This window comes from Dyella flava, assembly GCF_016904955.1.
GTDB lineage: Bacteria > Pseudomonadota > Gammaproteobacteria > Xanthomonadales > Rhodanobacteraceae > Dyella_B > Dyella_B flava.
In genome coordinates this window covers 230,474-247,795 of the sequence record NZ_JADIKE010000034.1, presented here as the reverse complement: position 1 = coordinate 247,795, position 17,322 = coordinate 230,474, and the positions used below count along the sequence as shown (strand labels likewise).

The 17,322-nt window shown below is 62.6% G+C and carries 19 protein-coding genes; 7 read left to right on the top strand and 12 right to left on the bottom strand.

Annotated features, from left to right (window positions below; genetic code table 11):
- Positions 1-163 precede the first annotated feature (163 nt).
- Positions 164-1,138: a hypothetical protein gene (locus ISP19_RS09280; RefSeq protein WP_204681079.1), complete on the bottom strand. Its 975-nt coding sequence runs from the start codon at positions 1,136-1,138 to the stop codon at positions 164-166.
- A 431-nt stretch (positions 1,139-1,569) separates the two neighbouring features.
- Here ISP19_RS09280 and ISP19_RS09275 point away from each other — a divergent pair, with 431 nt between their 5' ends.
- Entirely contained in the window at positions 1,570-2,553 is a 984-nt protein-coding gene (locus ISP19_RS09275; protein WP_204681176.1) for an AI-2E family transporter, read from the top strand.
- 136 nt (positions 2,554-2,689) lie between these two features.
- Here the strand turns inward: ISP19_RS09275 and bluB are convergent, their stop codons facing one another.
- Complete coding sequence (gene bluB / locus ISP19_RS09270; protein WP_204681078.1) at positions 2,690-3,394, bottom strand: 5,6-dimethylbenzimidazole synthase; 705 nt, start codon at positions 3,392-3,394, stop codon at positions 2,690-2,692.
- Between the two features lie 9 nt (positions 3,395-3,403).
- The gene (locus ISP19_RS09265; RefSeq protein WP_204681077.1) at positions 3,404-5,386 is read right to left on the bottom strand and encodes a UvrD-helicase domain-containing protein; all 1,983 of its coding nucleotides are present in this window, start codon (positions 5,384-5,386) and stop codon (positions 3,404-3,406) included.
- 261 nt (positions 5,387-5,647) lie between these two features.
- Between ISP19_RS09265 and ISP19_RS09260 the strand changes: the two genes are divergently transcribed.
- Positions 5,648-6,280 (top strand): thymidine kinase, encoded by a 633-nt coding sequence (locus ISP19_RS09260; protein WP_204681076.1) that lies wholly within the window; start codon positions 5,648-5,650, stop codon positions 6,278-6,280.
- Between the two features lie 24 nt (positions 6,281-6,304).
- Positions 6,305-7,081, top strand: coding sequence for a hypothetical protein (locus tag ISP19_RS09255; protein WP_204681075.1), 777 nt, complete (start codon positions 6,305-6,307; stop codon positions 7,079-7,081).
- A 114-nt stretch (positions 7,082-7,195) separates the two neighbouring features.
- Here the strand turns inward: ISP19_RS09255 and mutM are convergent, their stop codons facing one another.
- From mutM to ISP19_RS09230, 5 genes are read right to left on the bottom strand one after another with little or no spacing between them, the layout of a single operon-like run.
- Positions 7,196-8,023, bottom strand: coding sequence for a bifunctional DNA-formamidopyrimidine glycosylase/DNA-(apurinic or apyrimidinic site) lyase (gene mutM, locus ISP19_RS09250; protein ID WP_204681074.1), 828 nt, complete (start codon positions 8,021-8,023; stop codon positions 7,196-7,198).
- 1 nt (position 8,024) lies between these two features.
- Positions 8,025-8,519, bottom strand: a complete 495-nt coding sequence (locus ISP19_RS09245) for a hypothetical protein (protein WP_204681073.1) — start codon at positions 8,517-8,519, stop codon at positions 8,025-8,027.
- Positions 8,516-9,838: a GldG family protein gene (locus ISP19_RS09240; protein ID WP_204681072.1), complete on the bottom strand. Its 1,323-nt coding sequence runs from the start codon at positions 9,836-9,838 to the stop codon at positions 8,516-8,518. Before ISP19_RS09240 ends, ISP19_RS09245 begins: the two co-directional genes overlap by 4 nt.
- Entirely contained in the window at positions 9,838-10,623 is a 786-nt protein-coding gene (locus tag ISP19_RS09235) for an ABC transporter permease (RefSeq protein WP_204681071.1), read from the bottom strand. The genes ISP19_RS09240 and ISP19_RS09235 overlap by 1 nt, the downstream gene beginning before the upstream one ends.
- Positions 10,620-11,372 carry an ABC transporter ATP-binding protein gene (locus tag ISP19_RS09230; RefSeq protein ID WP_204681070.1) on the bottom strand — a complete coding sequence of 251 codons (753 nt, stop codon included), beginning with the start codon at positions 11,370-11,372 and terminating at the stop codon, positions 10,620-10,622. The genes ISP19_RS09235 and ISP19_RS09230 overlap by 4 nt, the downstream gene beginning before the upstream one ends.
- Positions 11,373-11,516: 144 nt before the next feature.
- Between ISP19_RS09230 and ISP19_RS09225 the strand changes: the two genes are divergently transcribed.
- Both ISP19_RS09225 and ISP19_RS09220 read left to right on the top strand, forming a co-directional pair.
- Entirely contained in the window at positions 11,517-12,716 is a 1,200-nt protein-coding gene (locus tag ISP19_RS09225; protein WP_204681069.1) for a DesA family fatty acid desaturase, read from the top strand.
- 72 nt (positions 12,717-12,788) lie between these two features.
- Complete coding sequence (locus ISP19_RS09220) at positions 12,789-13,901, top strand: saccharopine dehydrogenase family protein (protein ID WP_204681068.1); 1,113 nt, start codon at positions 12,789-12,791, stop codon at positions 13,899-13,901.
- On the opposite strand, the gene ISP19_RS09215 is transcribed toward ISP19_RS09220, so the two are convergent.
- From ISP19_RS09215 to rpmB, 4 genes are all read right to left on the bottom strand, one after another.
- Positions 13,891-14,307, bottom strand: coding sequence for a thiol-disulfide oxidoreductase DCC family protein (locus tag ISP19_RS09215; protein WP_204681067.1), 417 nt, complete (start codon positions 14,305-14,307; stop codon positions 13,891-13,893). The genes ISP19_RS09220 and ISP19_RS09215 overlap by 11 nt on opposite strands.
- Positions 14,300-14,851, bottom strand: a complete 552-nt coding sequence (locus ISP19_RS09210) for a DUF4166 domain-containing protein (RefSeq protein WP_204681066.1) — start codon at positions 14,849-14,851, stop codon at positions 14,300-14,302. The genes ISP19_RS09215 and ISP19_RS09210 overlap by 8 nt, the downstream gene beginning before the upstream one ends.
- 92 nt (positions 14,852-14,943) lie before the next feature.
- Positions 14,944-15,111, bottom strand: coding sequence for a 50S ribosomal protein L33 (rpmG, locus tag ISP19_RS09205; protein WP_126675274.1), 168 nt, complete (start codon positions 15,109-15,111; stop codon positions 14,944-14,946).
- Positions 15,112-15,121: 10 nt separating this feature from the next.
- The gene (rpmB, locus tag ISP19_RS09200) at positions 15,122-15,358 is read right to left on the bottom strand and encodes a 50S ribosomal protein L28 (protein ID WP_128899395.1); all 237 of its coding nucleotides are present in this window, start codon (positions 15,356-15,358) and stop codon (positions 15,122-15,124) included.
- Positions 15,359-15,775: 417 nt separating this feature from the next.
- On the opposite strand from rpmB, the gene secB reads away from it, so the two are divergent.
- Complete coding sequence (secB, locus tag ISP19_RS09195) at positions 15,776-16,273, top strand: protein-export chaperone SecB (RefSeq protein ID WP_204681065.1); 498 nt, start codon at positions 15,776-15,778, stop codon at positions 16,271-16,273.
- 10 nt (positions 16,274-16,283) lie between these two features.
- The gene (locus ISP19_RS09190; RefSeq protein WP_204681064.1) at positions 16,284-17,309 is read left to right on the top strand and encodes an NAD(P)H-dependent glycerol-3-phosphate dehydrogenase; all 1,026 of its coding nucleotides are present in this window, start codon (positions 16,284-16,286) and stop codon (positions 17,307-17,309) included.
- The last annotated feature ends 13 nt before the right edge of the window (positions 17,310-17,322 follow it).

Here is a 17,322-nt window from a genome sequence, read left to right as displayed (position 1 = left end):
CTGCATATTCTATCGTTAGCGGATTGGCGCCTGTGATCGGTGTGTGAAGGCGATTTTTGCCGGTGTTCTTGCCCGAGCCGCAGATCTTGCCGCACCGTCGTTCCGGTCTGTGCCGGAATGACGTGCGCTGCTGCTGAGGCATCGAGGCTGACGCGCGGCATGGCTATGGTTTCGCTACGGCATTGCCCACCGACGAACTAGCGGGCGGTACCTGCGTGCTGGCGGCCGGCGTCGGGGCGCTACCGCTCACTGCCGGTGCTGGTGGATGCAGTAACTGCTCGTGCTGGGCATGGACGCTGTTGATCAGCTCTTGGTTGTACCAGCGGCCCTCGACCAGCACCAGCTGCGAATCGGTGCTCAGCGATTTGCCGAGCAGGGTGTAGTCGATCTTCACATGCGCGTTGCCGTGGTCGATGCCGATCGTGGTGACCTTTACCGAATCCAACGTGTCGTCAATCGACAGGCCGTAGATCAGCAGCAGTTTTTTCACGCCACCCCAGGCGATCGAATACTGTTGCATGGCGGTGTTGAAATCCATGCTCTCCAGCTGGTCCGGGCTCTTCAGGTTGAGCTGGCGGGCGGTCGCGACAATCACGCCAACCCCTTGCTTGGCCTTGTCCTGATCGAACCAGGGCGTTTGCTGGGCCCAGGGCAGCAGCACGTTGAGTGCATCGCGGGCCTGCTGCTTCTGGTTTTCCGACATGGTCTTGTTCTGCGTGATGCCGGTGGTGAGGATGGCCTGGCCGATGCCGATCATGACCGGCAACTGGTCGTGATATTGCTCTTCCATCTGCGCCAGCTTGGGCTGGAGCTGGTCGTACAGGGTGGTTTCCGCATTGGGGGCGGTGAGCTGCTGGATGGCCAGGGTGAAGCGGGCGCGGTCCTGGTCGGTGATTGGCGGCAGGTTGGCGCGCTGCAGTTTCCAGTCGGCCTTCAGGGTGCTGTAGTCGGCCGGCGGCAGGGCATGCTGCCAGAATCCATTGAAGTCACCGGCTTTGATCAGGGCTGCCGACTGCTGCACGGCCGCTTCCGGTGTGGCGCCGCCGGGTGGTCCTGCGGTCTCTTCCTTTTTATGGCAAGCGACCAGCATGAGCATCGCCAGAACCAGCAGGCTACGGCCAAGTGTCTGAAAACGCATGAAATCTCTCACATGGGAGGGCGGTGGCGGCCCGTGTAGGCCTGCGGCGGAGGTGGCGCCGCGCTGCATCTTAGAGCCTGTCTCATGTCGGCACGTAGATCGTACTGGTAAGGGGACAGGCTCTATAAAGAAAACCCCACGGGCGTTGGGCCTCGCGGGGTGATGCCGGCATTGCCGGAAGGGAAATGGCCGTTGCCCGCAGTATTTGGAGGTCAGCAGGATTCGGCGGGGCCCATGATACGGGCCTGCCAAACTTCATGCAACACTTTAAGTATGGATATCTAAGTTATTGATATTTTTATCAGTCAATGCGTGACGAAGAAGGCGGCGTCCGCAGAGCATCGTCTAAGTTTATGACAGACTTGCCGGTATCAAGGATGCCATAGGTCACCCACGTGCCCGTATTTCACGATTCCAACCGCGCTATTCGCATGACCAGCTATGTCCTGGCTGCGTTGGCGTTGTTGATGGTGCTGCTCCTGCATTTGCTGCCCGCGCTGCTTGCGGGCTTGCTGGTGTACGAATTGGTGCACGTCATGACACCGTTGCTGGGGCGCCGCATTTCCGGCGAACGTGCGCGGCTGGTGGTTGTAACGGTGCTGGGCGCCATTGTCGTGGGCCTGCTTACTTTGCTGGTGGTGTGGCTGGTGAGTTTTTTCCGCCGGGAAATGGGCGATCCGGATCTGTTGTGGCAACAACAGTTGATGCCGCTGGTGGAAAAAGCACGTGAGCAACTGCCGGCAAGCACTACCAACTGGCTGCCGGACAGCGTGGATGAGCTGCGCGTGATGGCACTGAACCTGACCCGCAAGCATGCGATGGGCCTGCAGAACATCGGCAAGGAAACCGCGCGTGTGCTGGTGCGCATCATCATCGGCATGGTGCTGGGGGCGTTGATGGCGCTCAATCGCGCGCGTCCACCGCATCAGGTCGGACCGCTGGCCAGTGCGTTGGGCGAGCGCTGCCAGCATCTGGCCGAAGGATTCCGCAACATCGTTTTCGCGCAGATCAAGATTTCGTTGATCAATACCGCGGCGACGGCCGTCTTCCTGCTGGGTGTCCTGCCTTTGCTGGGTATCTATGTGCCCTTTGCCAAGACGCTGGTGGTCATCACTTTTCTGGCCGGTTTGCTGCCGGTGATCGGCAACCTGATTTCGAACACCTTGGTGACCATCGCCGGTTTGTCGATATCGGTCTGGGTGGCCGCGGCGTCGCTCGGCTTTTTGATCGTGATCCACAAGCTCGAGTATTTCCTCAACGCGCGCATCATCGGCACGCAGATCCGTGCGCGCGCGTGGGAATTGCTGGTGGCGATGCTGGTGATGGAAGCGGCGTTTGGCTTGTCCGGCGTGATTGCGGCGCCGATCTACTATGCGTATCTGAAGAGCGAGCTGGAATCGGAAGGACTTATCTGACCGCACTCACTGTAGGTCGGGTAGGTTGGGTTAGCGCAGCGTAACCCAACGATGGTTGTCGCTTCGATGGAGTTCCGTTGGGTTACGCTGCGCTAACCCAACCTACCCAACCTACTCGAACTTGCGCGGTTGTGCGTCAAGTATCGTGGGGATTGCGCACGGCTGATAGCAGGGCATCGTCTTCGATCTGGCCGTCCCAGGTATTGCCATGCAGCAGCTGTTCCAGCGGCAGACGCGAACGCCAGCCGGCGATTTCCAGCTCCGGCTTGGGCAGAAATTCGCTGACATAACCCAGGCACAGATAAGCCACGGGCTGCACGTGCGCGGGCAGCTTGAGCGTTTCCGCCAGCAGCGCCGGATCGACAATGCTCACCCAACCTACGCCGATACCCTCGGCGCGCGCCGCCAGCCACAGGTTCTGTACGGCCAGGCAGGTGCTGAACAGATCGGTCTCCAGCATGGTGTTGCGGCCCAGCACGTGCGGGCCACCACGCTGGCGGTCGCAGGTGATGCACAGATTGATGGGGCTGTCGACGATGCCCTCCAGCTTCAAGCGCCGATATTGCGCGGCGCGGTCGCCGGAATAGTTGTTGGCCGCATCGGCGTTGGCCTGCTCATACAGCGTCTTGACCGCGCGCTTGATCTCGATGCTGTCGATCACCAGGAAATCCCACGGCTGCATAAAACCAACCGAAGGTGCCAGATGTGCTGCCTGCAGCAAGCGCGCCAATATCTGCGGTGCGATCGGATCGGGCAGGAATTGCGAGCGCACGTCACGGCGTTCGCGAATGGCGCGGTACAGTCCTTCGCGTTGTTCGTCCGGGAAGCCGTGGTTGGTCATGTCTTGATCTCAGTTGCCGGCAAGCATCGCGGCAATCTTTGCCATGTGCGACTCGGCCGTTTCGCGGACCGCTTCCTTGTCGGCTTCCAGATCCTTGCCCTCCCAGTGCAGATCGTCCTGCGGCAATTCATGCAGGAAACGGCTGGGCTGGTTGCTGTGCACTTCACCGTAGCGCTTGCTCTTGGACGACCAGGACAGCGTCAGCAATTCCTTTGCGCGCGTGATGCCTACGTACATCAGGCGGCGTTCCTCGTCGGTACGGCCTTCGTCGATGGCGCCGTCATGCGGCAGCGTGCCTTCCTCGCAGCCGACGATAAACACGAAGCGGAATTCCAGGCCTTTGGCGGCGTGCAAGGTCATCATGCGCAGCGCATTGCCGGGCTCGTCGCGATCGGCATGGCTGAGCAGGGCGAGCTGCGACGCGAGGTCGCCGGCGCTGTTGCCACCCTTCTGCATGGCGCGGAACCAGTCGGCCAATTCGCGCAGGTTTCCCAGGCGACGGTCGCGCAAGGCGGCGTCCGTGGTGCCCGTCGCAATGTGCGCGGCATAGTTGGTGCGGGTCAGCACGCGGTCGACCAGGTCGGCCGCGCTTTCGTGCAGCGAGGCGCTGCGCAGTTCATCGAGCAGATCGGAGAACGAAGCGAGCGCCGCAGCAGGGCGCGGGCTTAGCTGGCGCAGCACGCTATCGCTACGTGTGGCTTCAAGCAGCGAGCAGTGCCGTGTTTGTGCAATCTGGCCGAGCTTTTCCAGCGTGGTGGCGCCGACTTCGCGCTTCGGCACATTCACCACGCGCAGGAAGGCGGCGTCGTCGCTCGGGTTGGTAAGCAGACGCAGATAGCAAAGCAGATCCTTCACCTCCGCGCGGTCGAGGAAGGACAGCGCGCCGGTAAGGTGATAAGGCACGCGTGCCAGCCGCAGCGCTTTTTCCAGCGGACGCGCCTGGAAGTTGCCGCGATAAAGAATGGCCATGTCGTGCCAGCGCACTTTGTGTTTTTCGGCCAGGGTGGCGGCCATGCCCGCGATGCGCTCGGCTTCGTGCTCGTTGTCCTTGCACTCGATCACGCGGATCGGCGCGCCTTCCGGGTGCTCGCTCCACAGCTTCTTGGTGTGCAGATGCGGATTGTTGGCAATCAGCTGGTTCGCGGAGCGAAGGATGCGCTTGCCACAACGGTAGTTCTGCTCCAGCTTGATCACGCGCAGGTTCGGCCAGTCCTTGCCAAGCTGATCGATGTTTTCCGGATTGGCGCCGCGCCAGGCATAGATCGACTGATCGTCATCACCGACGCAGGTGAAATGCCCGCGTTCACCGGATAGCGCCTTCAGCAAACGGTACTGTGCGTCGTTGGTGTCCTGGTATTCATCCACCAGCAGATAGCGCAGGCGTTCGCGCCAGCCGTTGCGGCACTCCTCGTCGTTCTCAAGGATGCGCAGCGGCAGGCGGATCAGGTCATCGAAGTCAACGGCGTTGAACGCCGCAAGACGCTGCTGGTACATCTGGTAGATGGTCGCGGCATCCAGCTCACGCGGACTGCGTGCGGCAGCCAGCGCCTCTTCCGGCGACAGCCCGCTGTTCTTGGCGCGGCTGAGCAGATTGCGAATGCCGAACAAGACATCCGGCTTGGCGCCTTTCGGTGCGAGTTCCTTGACGATGTTTTCGCTGTCATCCGCATCCAGCACGGAAAAGCCGCGGCGCAGACCGGCGCGTTCATGCTCCATCTGCAGGAACTTCAGACCCAGCGCGTGGAAGGTGCACACGGTCAACGCCTGGGCATCTTCCGCGCTCACCAGCTTGCTGACACGCTCGCGCATTTCGCGCGCGGCCTTGTTGGTGAAGGTGATTGCCGCGATCTTGGAGGCGGGCAGCTTACGCCGCTGCACCAGGTGCGCGATCTTTTGCGTGATCACGGACGTCTTGCCGGAACCTGCGCCGGCGAGCACCAGCAGCGGGCTTTCGACGTGTTCGACGGCGGCCAGTTGTTGGGGGTTGAGCATGCGTGGGGTGGAGCGTGATGCGCGGGAGCGCGGCGCATGATGGTAGCAGCGGCGTGGCGGGAATGTGCGGCTGGGCGGGGCGGGGCAATCGTCCCGAAACGGTTATTCGAGCGTCGACAGGATGTTAGCGTCTGGTGCCGTTGCCGGCACCGGGATTTCAATACCCTGATCTCGTCGGCTTGCGCTGACATGCCCGTCGAGGCGAAGCTGAATCCCGCCCGATTGGCAGTACCATGTGCAGTCATCCGTGCGGTGGGGACCATGGCCAAGCTGTATTTCTATTATTCGGCGATGAATGCCGGCAAGACGACCAATCTGCTGCAGAGCGCTTATAACTATTACGAGCGCGGCATGCGCACGCTGATTCTTACTCCGGCGCTGGACAATCGTTACGGCGAAGGCATCGTGGCGTCGCGTATCGGCCTGAAATCCGAGGCCATGCGTTTCAGCGGCGATGCGGATCTCTACGCCATGGTGCAAGCGGATATCGTGGCACATGGTGACTTGCATTGCGTGTTCGTCGATGAGGCACAGTTCCTGAGCAAGGCGCAGGTCTGGCAGCTCACCGATGTGGTCGATAATCTGAACATTCCGGTGTTGGCCTACGGCCTGCGCACCGATTTTCGTGGCGAGCTGTTCGAAGGCAGCCGTTACCTGCTGGCCTGGGCCGACAGCCTGGAAGAGATCAAGACCATCTGCCATACCGGCCGCAAGGCCACCATGGTGGTGCGTGTGGATGAGCAGGGCCGCGCCATCACGGAAGGCCCGCAGGTTGAGATTGGCGGCAACGAACGCTATCTCTCGGTGAGCCGGGCCGAGTTCAAGAAGATCACCCAGGGGCGCGGCCGCATCGAACTGCAACAGCCCAGCCTGCCGCTGGACGACCAGCGCTGATCAGAGCATCCCAAGGACCCATCCATGAGCAATCCGCTTTATTTCCCTGCCTGGCAGCGCCCGCATTGGCAGCCCAGCGACGAGGAAATCATTGTGCAGTTCTACGTGTTCGGCGATTTCCAGCCGATCCGCGTACCGTCTGCGCAATACGGCAGCGACGGCCTGCCGGAAGAAGTGGAACTGACCAGTCACTACAACAACGTGTTGCGCGACTGGGACGGGTATCCTCTGAAAGGCGCGCTGGGCGAGCTGTTCAAGAACGACGCCCCGGAAGCTTTCGACAAAGCCGTGGCAGCACCGCAGGTGCTGGTGCTGCGCGGGCGTTTCAAGGACAGTGTGGATACCGGCTACCTGCGCGATACGTTCGGGGTGCTGGCCGGTTTGCTGGATATCGGCGGGGTGGCGATTCTCGATCCGCAGATCCTCACCCTGTTCAGTGCCGACGAATGGCGTCAACGTTATCTGATCAGGGACGGCGCACCCTTGCGCCATCACGTGCTGATTCTGCGCGATGAAGAAGAAGATTCCGATCGCCTGTGGATTCATACGCGCGGCTTGCGCAAGTTCGGGCGTCCCGATATCAGCCTGCATGATGTGCCAGCAACCCAAATCGATCGCGCCGGCGCACTGTGCCAGCGCCTGGTCGAATTGCAGGCGATGGGCGCGCACTTCAAGCATGGGCAATCGCTGGACGTCGACGGGATCTTCGGTGGTTTGACGGCCGAGCTGGGCGGCGGATATGACGATCCGCAGTTCAACAACACCTACGTTGCGTTCTATTGGCCGCAGAGCGAAGAGTGAGTGGAGAGAGGTGCGTAGGTTGGGTTAGCGCAGCGTAACCCAACGATGTTTGTTGCTTCGATGAAGATCCGTTGGGTTACGCTGCGCTAACCCAACCTACCCAACCCATTCCGGTTATTTCTGGCATCGCGGGCACCAGAACGTCGAGCGCTGCCCGATGACGGCTTGTCGAATCGCCGTGCCGCACACCTTGCACGGATCGCCTTCGCGTCCGTAGACGAACAACTCGCGGAAGAAATAACCGGGCGCGCCATCCGGATTGAGAAAATCACGCAGCGTGGTGCCGCCGCGTTCGATCGCCCAGGCAAGAATGCGCTTTACCTCGCCTGCAAGACGTTGATAGCGCGGACGGGATACGGAACCCGCTTCGCGCCGTGGATCGATGCCGGCGGCGAACAGCGCCTCGCTGGCATAGATATTTCCAACCCCCACCACGATGGCGTTATCCATCAGGAACAGCTTCACCGCAGCTTTGCGTCCGCGCGAGCGTCGGAACAGCAGATCGCCATCGAAGGCATCGGTGAGCGGCTCCGGGCCGAGTCCGGCCAGCAATTCGTGCGTGGTGCCGGGCGGTTGCCACAACAGGCAGCCAAAACGCCGCGGATCGGTGAAGCGCAGGATGCGCGCCTGCTCACCCTGTAAAGGCTCAAGTGCGATGTCGACATGATCGTGAATGCCCGGTGCGATATCAGGCGGAAGTACGCGCAAGACACCCGTCATGCCCAAGTGCAACAGGGCGCTGCCGGCGTGCGTGTGCAACAGCAGGTACTTCGCGCGGCGCTCCACTTCGTCAATGCGTTGTCCCGGCAACAACTGGGTGATTTCGTCCGGAATAGGCCAACGCAGGTCTGCACGGCGCAGCGTGACACCTGCGACGCGGCGTCCGATCAGGTACGGTGCAATGCCCCGTCGTGCGGTTTCAACCTCGGGCAACTCAGGCATCTCATTCCGCCTTGATGTTCTGGCTTTGCGCCGAGCGCGGCATATAGCGCAGGGAAACGATACCTACACGCTGGCCAACCTGCACGTAGGCATTCTGGCCGATGGCCGTCATGCCGCCGAAAAGCAGCGTCTGGCCGTCCAGGTCCAGCTTGGCCTGCGGTGGCATCAGGCCAATCTTGGCCGGATCGTAGCTATCCACGGGTGTCCAGTTTTGCACCGGTGCGGCGGCGATGCGCACCAGTTCGCCCAGGCGCAAATCATCGGCACGTGTGGACGTGGTTTGATCGACCCGCCACCAGTGTTCATCGTGCTTCACATAATGTTCGGCGGGGGCCTGGCCGACTTGCAGGTCTACACGGGTGATCGCATCGGGCTTGATCGGTAGCAGCGTGCCGGGTGCGTCCTGTTGATCACTGCGCAACTGCGACCAGGCCGCCGCGAGCAATGCGACAACCACGATCAGCAGCCAGAGCTGTCGACGTACTGCGCGTTTCATGCGCGCCGCCGGCGCCAGGCGATGACGCCGCCGATCACCAGCAGCAGCACGGGTATCAGCAGGATGAAGGCGATGCTGAGGATGTTCAGTTCGCCCTGCGAAACATTCAGCACGCGATCCGGCGCGCTGCGCGACGGCATGTCGATCAGTTGGTCGTCGCCCAGCAGCCAGTCGAAGATGCGTTCGCCCAGCGCACGGTTGCCGCCGTTGCCGAGAAAACTGTTCGATAGGAAATCACCGTTGCCGATCACCACCACGCGCTGCTCCGCCTTGGCCGGGCTCGGCGAAAGCCGGCTGAGTGCGAAGCCGAAATCGAGCGGGCCTTTGGGGGCATTGCCCGACGAGCCGTTCAGGGACTGCATCGTCGCCTGCGGACTGGAGCGCAGGAACGGCGTGATCTGCCATTCGCTCTTGCGCACTTCCGCCAGCGGCGCGACCTCGGGGAACAGCGTGGTCAGCACAAAGCCGCGCGTGATCGGGCTGACGGGATAGTCGCCGAGCGGAATCATGCGTGGATCTTTCAGTCCCAGCGCCGAAGACGATGGATCGATCAGTTCCCCGGGCAGCACGCGAATGCCGAGCGTATCCGCCAGCGGTTGCAAGCTGGGATCCTGATTGCCGGGATCGGCCAGCCACAGCAGATTGCCGCCGTTGCCAAGGTAATCAACCAGCGCCTTGCTGGCGGCGGGCGACAACGCCGCTTGTGGACTGGCCAATACGACCAGGTCGGTTTGCTCGGGCACGCTCGCCGTCTGCGAGAAATTCAGCGGCACGGCACGCATGCCGCTATCTTCCAACTGGGCAACGAAAGTGCCCAGATCAGCATTCGCATCACCGTCCGCACGGCGCTCACCATCGCCGGCGACGAAGGCGACGACGCGATCGTTGCCGCGCACCAGCCGTTCCAGTGCGTTGGTGAAGCTGCGCTCGTTCAGTACATCCAGGCGTTGCTCGCGATGGCGATAGTGCAGGATCAACTCGCCATCGACGGTGATGCCGAGATTACGCATGGCCGCCGGATCTTTCTGCGGATCGACGAAGCTCAGATGAATGTCCGGCTTGGCCTGCTGATAACGCTGCAATACGGCGGCGATGGTCTGGCGCAGATCGCCCTGCGGATCGGCATAGCTGACGATGTCGAGCGGGCCGTCCAGCTTCGCCAGCACGGCGCGTGTTTGCGGCGACATGCTGACGCGGCTGCCGTAGGTCCAGTCGGCGACGTGATCGTGGCGCGCCGTGAGATAGCCGATCGCGCCTGCCCCGAGCAGCACGAGCACGGCAAACAGCCAGCTATTGAGGCGGCGGGTAATCCTGCTCATCAGCCGCGCTCCCGATCTGCCGCCAGGCGTCGCACACCCAATGCGAGTGCAACCGCGATGGCCAACAGGAACCACACGATATCCGCACTCGAAACCAGGCCGCGTAGCAGTGTTTCCTGATGCGTACTCATCGCCAGCCAGTTGAGGAAGCCGTTGCTGACCCCCGCCATTTGCGCGCCGAGATTGATGCAGTTGAGGGCTAGCCCCAGCATCAATGCGGCGACCGCGGCGACGGCGGGGTGCGAAGCGAACGCGGAGCAGGCCACGCCGATGGCGCCCAGCACGGCCAGCGCCAAAAAGGTGCCCAGGGTTGCCGCGGCGAGCTTGCCCCAGTCCAGCGTGGCGCCGTGCGCGAGGCTCACCGGAATGGCCAGAGCGAGCAGCAGCCACAAGGCGAGCCAGATCAGTACCGCGAGATATTTACCCAGCAGTATCTGCGCAGACGAAAGCCCGCTGGCAAACAGCAGCGGCAAGGTGCCGGCACTGCGTTCGCTCGCCAGCGTCGACATGGTCAGCAGTGGCACCACCAGGAGCGCGAGTTCGATCACGCCGAACGGCAAAGGGCTGCCGGTGATGAAGCTGCTGTCCATCCGCACCGCCACCAGATCGGTATAGCCGGGGCCATCGGGCAGCGCGGCCAGCCGAACCTGGTTGAGCAGGAAGATCTGCAGCAGCAACGCAAAGCGCCAGCCGAGTTCGGCCAGCGCCAGCGCGGCGATGATCCAGCCAAGCGGACGCACCAACAGGCGGCGCAGTTCCAGCCGCGTCACAGCAAGAAGTGTCATGCGGCTTGAGCCCTGCCGGCCATGGCGATATCGAAGAAGGTTTTTTCCAAGGCGGCGTGCTGGTCCGCGGGTAGTGGTGCGTCGTAGCGCAGGGTGCCTTCGTGCAGGATCGCCACCCGGTCGCACACCGCCGTCACTTCGGCGAGCTGGTGGGTGGACAGGATCACCGCCGTGCCGTTTGCGGCCAGCTCGCGCAGCAAGCTGCGCAAGGCGACGACCTGCACCGGATCGAGCGCATTGGCCGGCTCGTCCAGCACCAGCAAGGCCGGGCGATGCAGCAGCGCGCAGGCCAGGCCGAGGCGTTGGCGCTGGCCCTGCGACAATACGCCGGCGAGGCGGCGCGAGATGTCCTTCAGCTCAAGTCGTTCAAGGATGGCGTCCCGGGCGCGGGTGAGATCGGCGCGCGGCATGCCGCGCAGACGGCCGTGGGCTTCAAGGTGTTCGCATACCGTCAATTCCGGCCAGAGCGGGGCAGCTTCCGGCAGCCAGCCGATCGCCTGCCGGGCCAGTTCGGGCTGCTCCAGGAAATCCTGTCCCTGTAACAGGATGCTGCCACCATCAGGCCGCAGCGCTCCGGCGATCATCGCCAGGGTGGTCGACTTGCCGGCCCCGTTCACCCCAAGCAGGCCAAGCACCTGGCCCCTCTGCAGGCTCAGGTCGAGGTCACGCACGGCGGTACGGCCGGCGCGGCGCCGGGTGACCTTTTCAAGTTGCAGTACGGGAGGTAAAGCAGGTTTCGGCGCGTTCATTGCATGATTGTCACGGCGACCCCATCCGTTGCACAACCGTACACCGTCACGAAGCGGTGGTTTAACGGACAGAGCGCTACCATGCTGGTGGGTATGGGGACCCTCCACTACACTGCTTTTTCAACGATTCCGGGTATATCCAAGATGTTAGATGCTGTGCTGCATTTCCTCTCCGGTGGTGTGAGTCGCGCCGGTTGGGTGGAGATCCTTGTCTACCTGCTGGTAGTCACCCAGATCACCATCTTTACCGTCACCCTCTATCTGCACCGCTGCCAGACGCATCGCGGCGTCGACCTGCATCCGTCCATCTCGCATTTCTTCCGCTTCTGGGGCTGGCTCACCACGGGCATGGTCACCAAGGAGTGGGTCGCCGTGCATCGCAAGCACCACGCCAAGGTGGAGACCGAGGAAGATCCGCACAGCCCGCAGATCTACGGCATCAAGAAGGTGTTCTGGGATGGCGTGTCGCTGTACCGCGACGCCAGCCTGATCAAGGAAGACCTGGAGAAGTACGGTCGCGGCACCCCCGACGACTGGATCGAGCGCAAGCTCTACACCGGCCATCCCTATTGGGGCCCGGTGCTGATGCTGATCATCAACTTCACACTGTTCGGCGTGATCGGCCTGGCCGTGTGGGCCGTGCAGATGGCGTGGATTCCGTTCTGGGCGGCGGGCTTCGTCAATGGCATCGGCCACTGGTGGGGCTATCGCAACTTCGAAAGCTCCGACACCGCCACCAACCTGATCCCCTGGGGCTTCTGGATCGGCGGTGAAGAACTGCACAACAACCATCACGCTTTCCCCAGCTCGGCGAAATTCGCCCTGCGCAAGTGGGAGTTCGATATCGGCTGGGCGATGATCTGCCTGCTGCGCTCGGTTGGCCTGGCCAAGGTGCTGCGCGTGGCGCCGACCCTGGACGTGCGTCCCAACGTGCACCTGCCGGATGCCGAAACGCTCAAGGCCGTGCTGACCCATCGCTTCCAGGCGATGACCGATTACTACCGCAACGTGATCGTGCCGACCCTGGCCGACGAAGCGCAGCACGCCGGCGAAAGCATCAAGGCCGTGCCGCGCCGCCTGCGTCGTTCTTTCGCCGATGGCGGCCGCTGGCTCGACGGCGAAGGCCGCGAGCGCATGCAAGCCGTGCTGGCCAAGCGCCCGAACCTCAGCACGGTGTGCGATTTCCGCAATCGTCTCGCCGAGCTGATGGAACAGCGTGGCGCCGAGCAGGCGTTGAAGGGTTTGCAGCAGTGGATTGTCGAAGCCGAGCAGAGCGGCATTCGCTCCTTGCAGGAATTCGCGCAGCGCTTGAAGAGCTATGCCTTGGTGGGCAGCAACGCCTGAGGGCTTTGCACCACTAACCGGCAAGCGTTAAAAGCCCGCCATGATGGCGGGCTTTTTGTTGATGGGGGCGACATGGCGTTGCGAGTCCTGTTGATCGGCGCGACCGGCGTATTCGGCGCACGTATTGCCGCGCGCCTCGCGCATGATTCGCGGTTTGAGTTGATCCTGGCTGGGCGCACTCGCGCAGGCCTGGAACATTTGCGAGATCAACTGGGCGATGTCTTGGTAAGGATTGCCGTGATCGATGTCGATGCCATCGATTTGCTGGCAACGCTGCACAGTCTTGCGCCACAACTGGTGATCCACGCGGCCGGGCCATTCCAGGCCCAGGACTATCGCGTCGCGGAAGCCTGCCTGGCATGCCATAGCGACTATGTGGATCTGGCCGATGGGCGCGATTTTGTGGCCGGCTTCGCTGCCCTGGATGCGCGAGCGCGGGCGGCCGGCCGCCTGTTGGTCAGCGGGGCCTCGACGTTGCCAGCGTTGAGCAGTGCGGTGATCGATCGGCTTCAAGCCGGCTTTGCATCCCTGCGGTCTATCGAGCACGCCATCAGTCCCGGCAATCGCACCCCACGCGGTGATGCAACGGTAGCGGCGATCTTGGGTTACTGCGGACGTCCCGTATCCATCTGGCAGAACGGGGAGTGGCATCGAGGCTACGGCTGGCTGTCGACGCGGCGTGCGTCATTCATGTCAGGACCGCGCTGGGTGGGTTTGTGCGATGTGCCCGATCTGGCTTTGTTTCCGCAGCGTTATGCAGGCGTGCAGCGTGTCGTCTTTCGCGCTGGATTGGAATTGCGTCGGCTGCACTTTGGCATGTGGTTGCTTGCATGGCTGGTTCGTACAGGGCTGCTGCGTGATCTGCCACGACATGCGCACGGTTTGCGCCGCATGAGCGAATGGTTCCTGCGTACCGGTACAGATGCTGGCGGAATGGTGGTTGAGTTACGCGGCCACGACGCAGCGGCGAAACCCATCCATTTGCGATGGTCGCTGCATGCGACCGCGGGCGATGGGCCACAGATTCCAGCCATGCCTGCTGTGGTGCTCGCGCGGAAACTCGCCGCTGGCTCGCTTGATGTCACTGGCGCGGTGCCGTGCATGGGTCTGTTCAATCTGGATGAAGCGCTGGATGCGCTCTCCGCCTATGCAATCAGCACCCGGCTCGAAACGCTTACGGCATGAAACGCTTACGCTGTTCCGGCGTGGGCGCAAAGCATTGCGCGCTGCGCCCGAACAGTCGGTAACGGTTGCGCGCGACCAGGCGATAAACCGAATCGCGCAAGCGCCGCGGCACGGACAACATCGCTGCACTGAGCCAGTGCCAGCGTCGATCCGGCAGGCCGCGCAGGACTCGCGCAATGGCCGTGGTATCGGTATAGCCGTGTCCGTTTTCCACCAGCAGCATCGAGAACGGGGAATCCGGATCGAGTCCATGCGATTGCAGCAGCGTGCGCCCGCTGTCGGATTGCATGGCCGCTAATAGATAGCGGCCCGCTTGATCATGCTTGAGCAGGAAGCGAATCCAGCGGCTGCACAACAGGCAGACGCCGTCATAGACCACCACCGGTTGCGTGCAAGGTTCAGACATCTGGCACGATCTCCAGCCAGCCGCGATAGGCGACCAGCCTGCCCACCAGCGGCAGGCGCGTGTCGATGGTGAAGGCGTAACGGCCATCATCAGAGCTGCTGCGCGAAAGTACGTGGCCGAACCACGCACGCGGCACTGGGGCGCCAAGCACCGACACGCGAAGCAGATGCCAGTCGATGCCGGAAGGGTCGTGATGCAAGGCAAAGCACAAGGTCACCGGGCCCAGCCTTTCAAGCAACTGCAGCGCGTTCGCATCGCGATTCAGTTCGGAACGCATCTCGCCATGCGCAAAGCGCCGAGTCCATGTTTCTTTACAACCGCGGCGCTCGATAAAGAATTCCAGCGATTGCTGCCTGCCGGGCGCAGGTAGTCCGAGCATCCGACGAAGCATGCGGACAATCAGATTGCCATCTCCCTCCACATCGGCGATGCCGTGAGCCGTGACGCGCGCTGCGGCGCCATGCATTCGTTGCACGGGTTCAGGCAGGCTGCGCCAGGCAGCCTCGCCCAGCAAACCAGGAAAGAGGGCGTCGGCATTCTCCATGGGCGGATCATCGGAGGCCGTTGCGACGCTGGCAAGCGGGCAAAAGAAAACCCGCCGTGGAGGCGGGTTTTCAAACGCAGGAAGCAGATCGATTACTTGATCTTGCCTTCCTTGTAGATCACGTGCTTGCGAACGACCGGATCGTACTTCTTGAACTCGAACTTGTCCGGGGTGTTCTTCTTGTTCTTCTGCGTGGTGTAGAAGTGGCCGGTACCGGCCGACGAGATCAGGCGGATCTTGTCTTGCTTGCTGTTAGCCATGACTTACTCCTTAGACCTTTTCACCACGGGCACGCAGGTCGGCGATCACGGCCTCGATGCCCTTCTTGTCGATAGTACGCAGCGCCTGGTTGGAGACGCGCAGTTTCACCCAACGGTTTTCGCTGGGAACCCAGAAGCGACGCTCATGCAGGTTGGGCAACCAGCGGCGACGGGTCTTGTTGTTGGCGTGCGAGACGTTATTGCCGGTCTGCACACCCTTTCCGGTGACTTGGCATACACGGGCCATGATGACCTCCGTAATTCGTGAACCGCCCGTTGGCCAGGGCGACATCGGCCCAGCGGCGCTACGCGCCTCGCGATGCTGGAGAGATTGCTTTCGCCGCGTGCCGTGAGGTCCGCATCGCGTTGCGGACATGCCCGGAAAGCCGGGTCGACAGGGGCGAGCCGCGCATTCTCTCAGGAAAACGGGGTCCTGTGCAATATTTGAGCAGGGGCGAGGAGTTAGGGGTTGGCAGCGAGTGGCGAAAACACCAGCCAGCCGCCTCCCGAAAACCCACCGGCTTGCCCCCCGCCATTAACCCCCGGTGCCTCGCCTTTGAACATCCACCCACCCGAAACCGTCTCATAGCCGCAGACCGGGATGTATGGAACAATCCCATGCTTTGCGCTCCACGCGCGCGCCTATTTGAACCGAGGGATTCCCATGGCAGATATCACCGCCAACGGCCAGGTCAACAGCCCGGCCAACCAGCCCATGCTGGCGTTGCAGAAGATCTATGTAAAAGACGTGTCCTTCGAGGCGCCCAATGCTCCGCAGATCTTCCAGGAAGTCAGCGAAATCAGCGAGGCGCCGCAGGTCCAGCTGAACCTGACGCAGCGCGCGACCGGTCTGGGCAACGACCTGTACGAAGTCGTGCTGAGCCTCACCCTGACCTGCACCGTCAACGACCGCACCGCGTACCTGGCGGAAGTGCATCAGGCCGGCCTGTTCGGCATCGCCGGCTTCAACGAGGTCGATCACGCCGGCATTATCGGCAGCTACTGCCCGAACCTGCTGTTCCCGTATGCCCGCCAGGTGATCTCCAGCCTGGTGCAGGAGGGTGGATTCCCGCCGTTCCTGCTGCAGCCGATCAACTTCGAGGCTCTCTACGCGGAGCAGCAGCGCCGCGCGGGTGGTGAGCCGCATACGCTCAACAGCTGATCGTTCCATCATGAGCGATCAGCCCGTGATGGCTGTGCTGGGCGCCGGCTCCTGGGGAACGGCGCTGGCGACCCTGGCCGCCCGCAACGGCGTGCCGACCCGCCTGTGGGGGCGCAATGCCGAGGCGCTGGCCGCGATGAAGGTCAGCCGTCGCAACCAGCGCTACCTGCCGGACCTCGAACTCCCGGCGGAGCTGGACTACGAACCTGATCTGGCCGCCGCCGTGCGCGGCGCCAAGGTCGTGCTGATCGTCGTGCCCAGCCACGCCTTTGCCGAAATGCTGGACGAGATCGCGCCACTGCTCGATCCCGACGCCAACATCGCCTGGGCGACCAAGGGTTTCGAACCGGGTACCGGCCGTTTCCTGCATGAGTTGGTGGCCGAAAAGCTGCCGGGGCGCGAACGGGCGGTGATCACCGGTCCTTCCTTTGCGCGCGAGGTGGCGGCGGGCTTGCCCAGTGCGGTCACCGTGCATTCGGAAAACGATGCCTTCGCCCAGGAACTCGCCGTGCTGCTGCATGCGCCGAACTTCCGCGCCTATTCCGGCAACGATGTGCTCGGCGCAGAACTCGGCGGTGCGATGAAGAACGTGCTCGCCGTCGCCACCGGCGTGGCCGACGGCATGAAGCTGGGTTTGAACGCGCGTGCCGGCCTGATCACCCGCGGCATGAACGAGATGCTGCGCCTGGGCAAGGCGCTCGGAGCCAGGCCGGAAACCCTGATGGGCTTGTCCGGTCTCGGCGACCTGGTGCTCACCTGCACCGGCGATCTGTCGCGCAATCGCCGTCTGGGCCTGGCCTTGGGGCAGGGCATCGGCATTCACGAAGCGGTAGCGCAGATCGGGCAGGTGGTCGAAAGCGTGGTCACCGCCAACGAAGTGGTGCGCCTGGCCGATAAGCATGGCCTGGATCTGCCCATCAGCAAGGGCGTGCAAGCCGTGCTGCACGGCGAAGTCACCCCGGTCGAAGGACTCAAGGCGCTGATGGCGCGTGAGCAAAAACCCGAATATCCAGAAGGCCTGTTCGGAACACGCTGAGCAGGACTTCCGA

Bases quoted from the DNA above. Each gene is read 5' to 3' on its own strand.
- ISP19_RS09280 (WP_204681079.1), bottom strand. From the start codon at position 1,138: ATGCGTTTTCAGACACTTGGCCGTAGCCTGCTGGTTCTGGCGATGCTC.
- ISP19_RS09275 (WP_204681176.1), top strand. From the start codon at position 1,570: ATGACCAGCTATGTCCTGGCTGCGTTGGCGTTGTTGATGGTGCTGCTC.
- bluB (WP_204681078.1), bottom strand. From the start codon at position 3,394: ATGACCAACCACGGCTTCCCGGACGAACAACGCGAAGGACTGTACCGC.
- ISP19_RS09265 (WP_204681077.1), bottom strand. From the start codon at position 5,386: ATGCTCAACCCCCAACAACTGGCCGCCGTCGAACACGTCGAAAGCCCG.
- ISP19_RS09260 (WP_204681076.1), top strand. From the start codon at position 5,648: ATGGCCAAGCTGTATTTCTATTATTCGGCGATGAATGCCGGCAAGACG.
- ISP19_RS09255 (WP_204681075.1), top strand. From the start codon at position 6,305: ATGAGCAATCCGCTTTATTTCCCTGCCTGGCAGCGCCCGCATTGGCAG.
- mutM (WP_204681074.1), bottom strand. From the start codon at position 8,023: ATGCCTGAGTTGCCCGAGGTTGAAACCGCACGACGGGGCATTGCACCG.
- ISP19_RS09245 (WP_204681073.1), bottom strand. From the start codon at position 8,519: ATGAAACGCGCAGTACGTCGACAGCTCTGGCTGCTGATCGTGGTTGTC.
- ISP19_RS09240 (WP_204681072.1), bottom strand. From the start codon at position 9,838: ATGAGCAGGATTACCCGCCGCCTCAATAGCTGGCTGTTTGCCGTGCTC.
- ISP19_RS09235 (WP_204681071.1), bottom strand. From the start codon at position 10,623: ATGACACTTCTTGCTGTGACGCGGCTGGAACTGCGCCGCCTGTTGGTG.
- ISP19_RS09230 (WP_204681070.1), bottom strand. From the start codon at position 11,372: ATGAACGCGCCGAAACCTGCTTTACCTCCCGTACTGCAACTTGAAAAG.
- ISP19_RS09225 (WP_204681069.1), top strand. From the start codon at position 11,517: ATGTTAGATGCTGTGCTGCATTTCCTCTCCGGTGGTGTGAGTCGCGCC.
- ISP19_RS09220 (WP_204681068.1), top strand. From the start codon at position 12,789: ATGGCGTTGCGAGTCCTGTTGATCGGCGCGACCGGCGTATTCGGCGCA.
- ISP19_RS09215 (WP_204681067.1), bottom strand. From the start codon at position 14,307: ATGTCTGAACCTTGCACGCAACCGGTGGTGGTCTATGACGGCGTCTGC.
- ISP19_RS09210 (WP_204681066.1), bottom strand. From the start codon at position 14,851: ATGGAGAATGCCGACGCCCTCTTTCCTGGTTTGCTGGGCGAGGCTGCC.
- rpmG (WP_126675274.1), bottom strand. From the start codon at position 15,111: ATGGCTAACAGCAAGCAAGACAAGATCCGCCTGATCTCGTCGGCCGGT.
- rpmB (WP_128899395.1), bottom strand. From the start codon at position 15,358: ATGGCCCGTGTATGCCAAGTCACCGGAAAGGGTGTGCAGACCGGCAAT.
- secB (WP_204681065.1), top strand. From the start codon at position 15,776: ATGGCAGATATCACCGCCAACGGCCAGGTCAACAGCCCGGCCAACCAG.
- ISP19_RS09190 (WP_204681064.1), top strand. From the start codon at position 16,284: ATGAGCGATCAGCCCGTGATGGCTGTGCTGGGCGCCGGCTCCTGGGGA.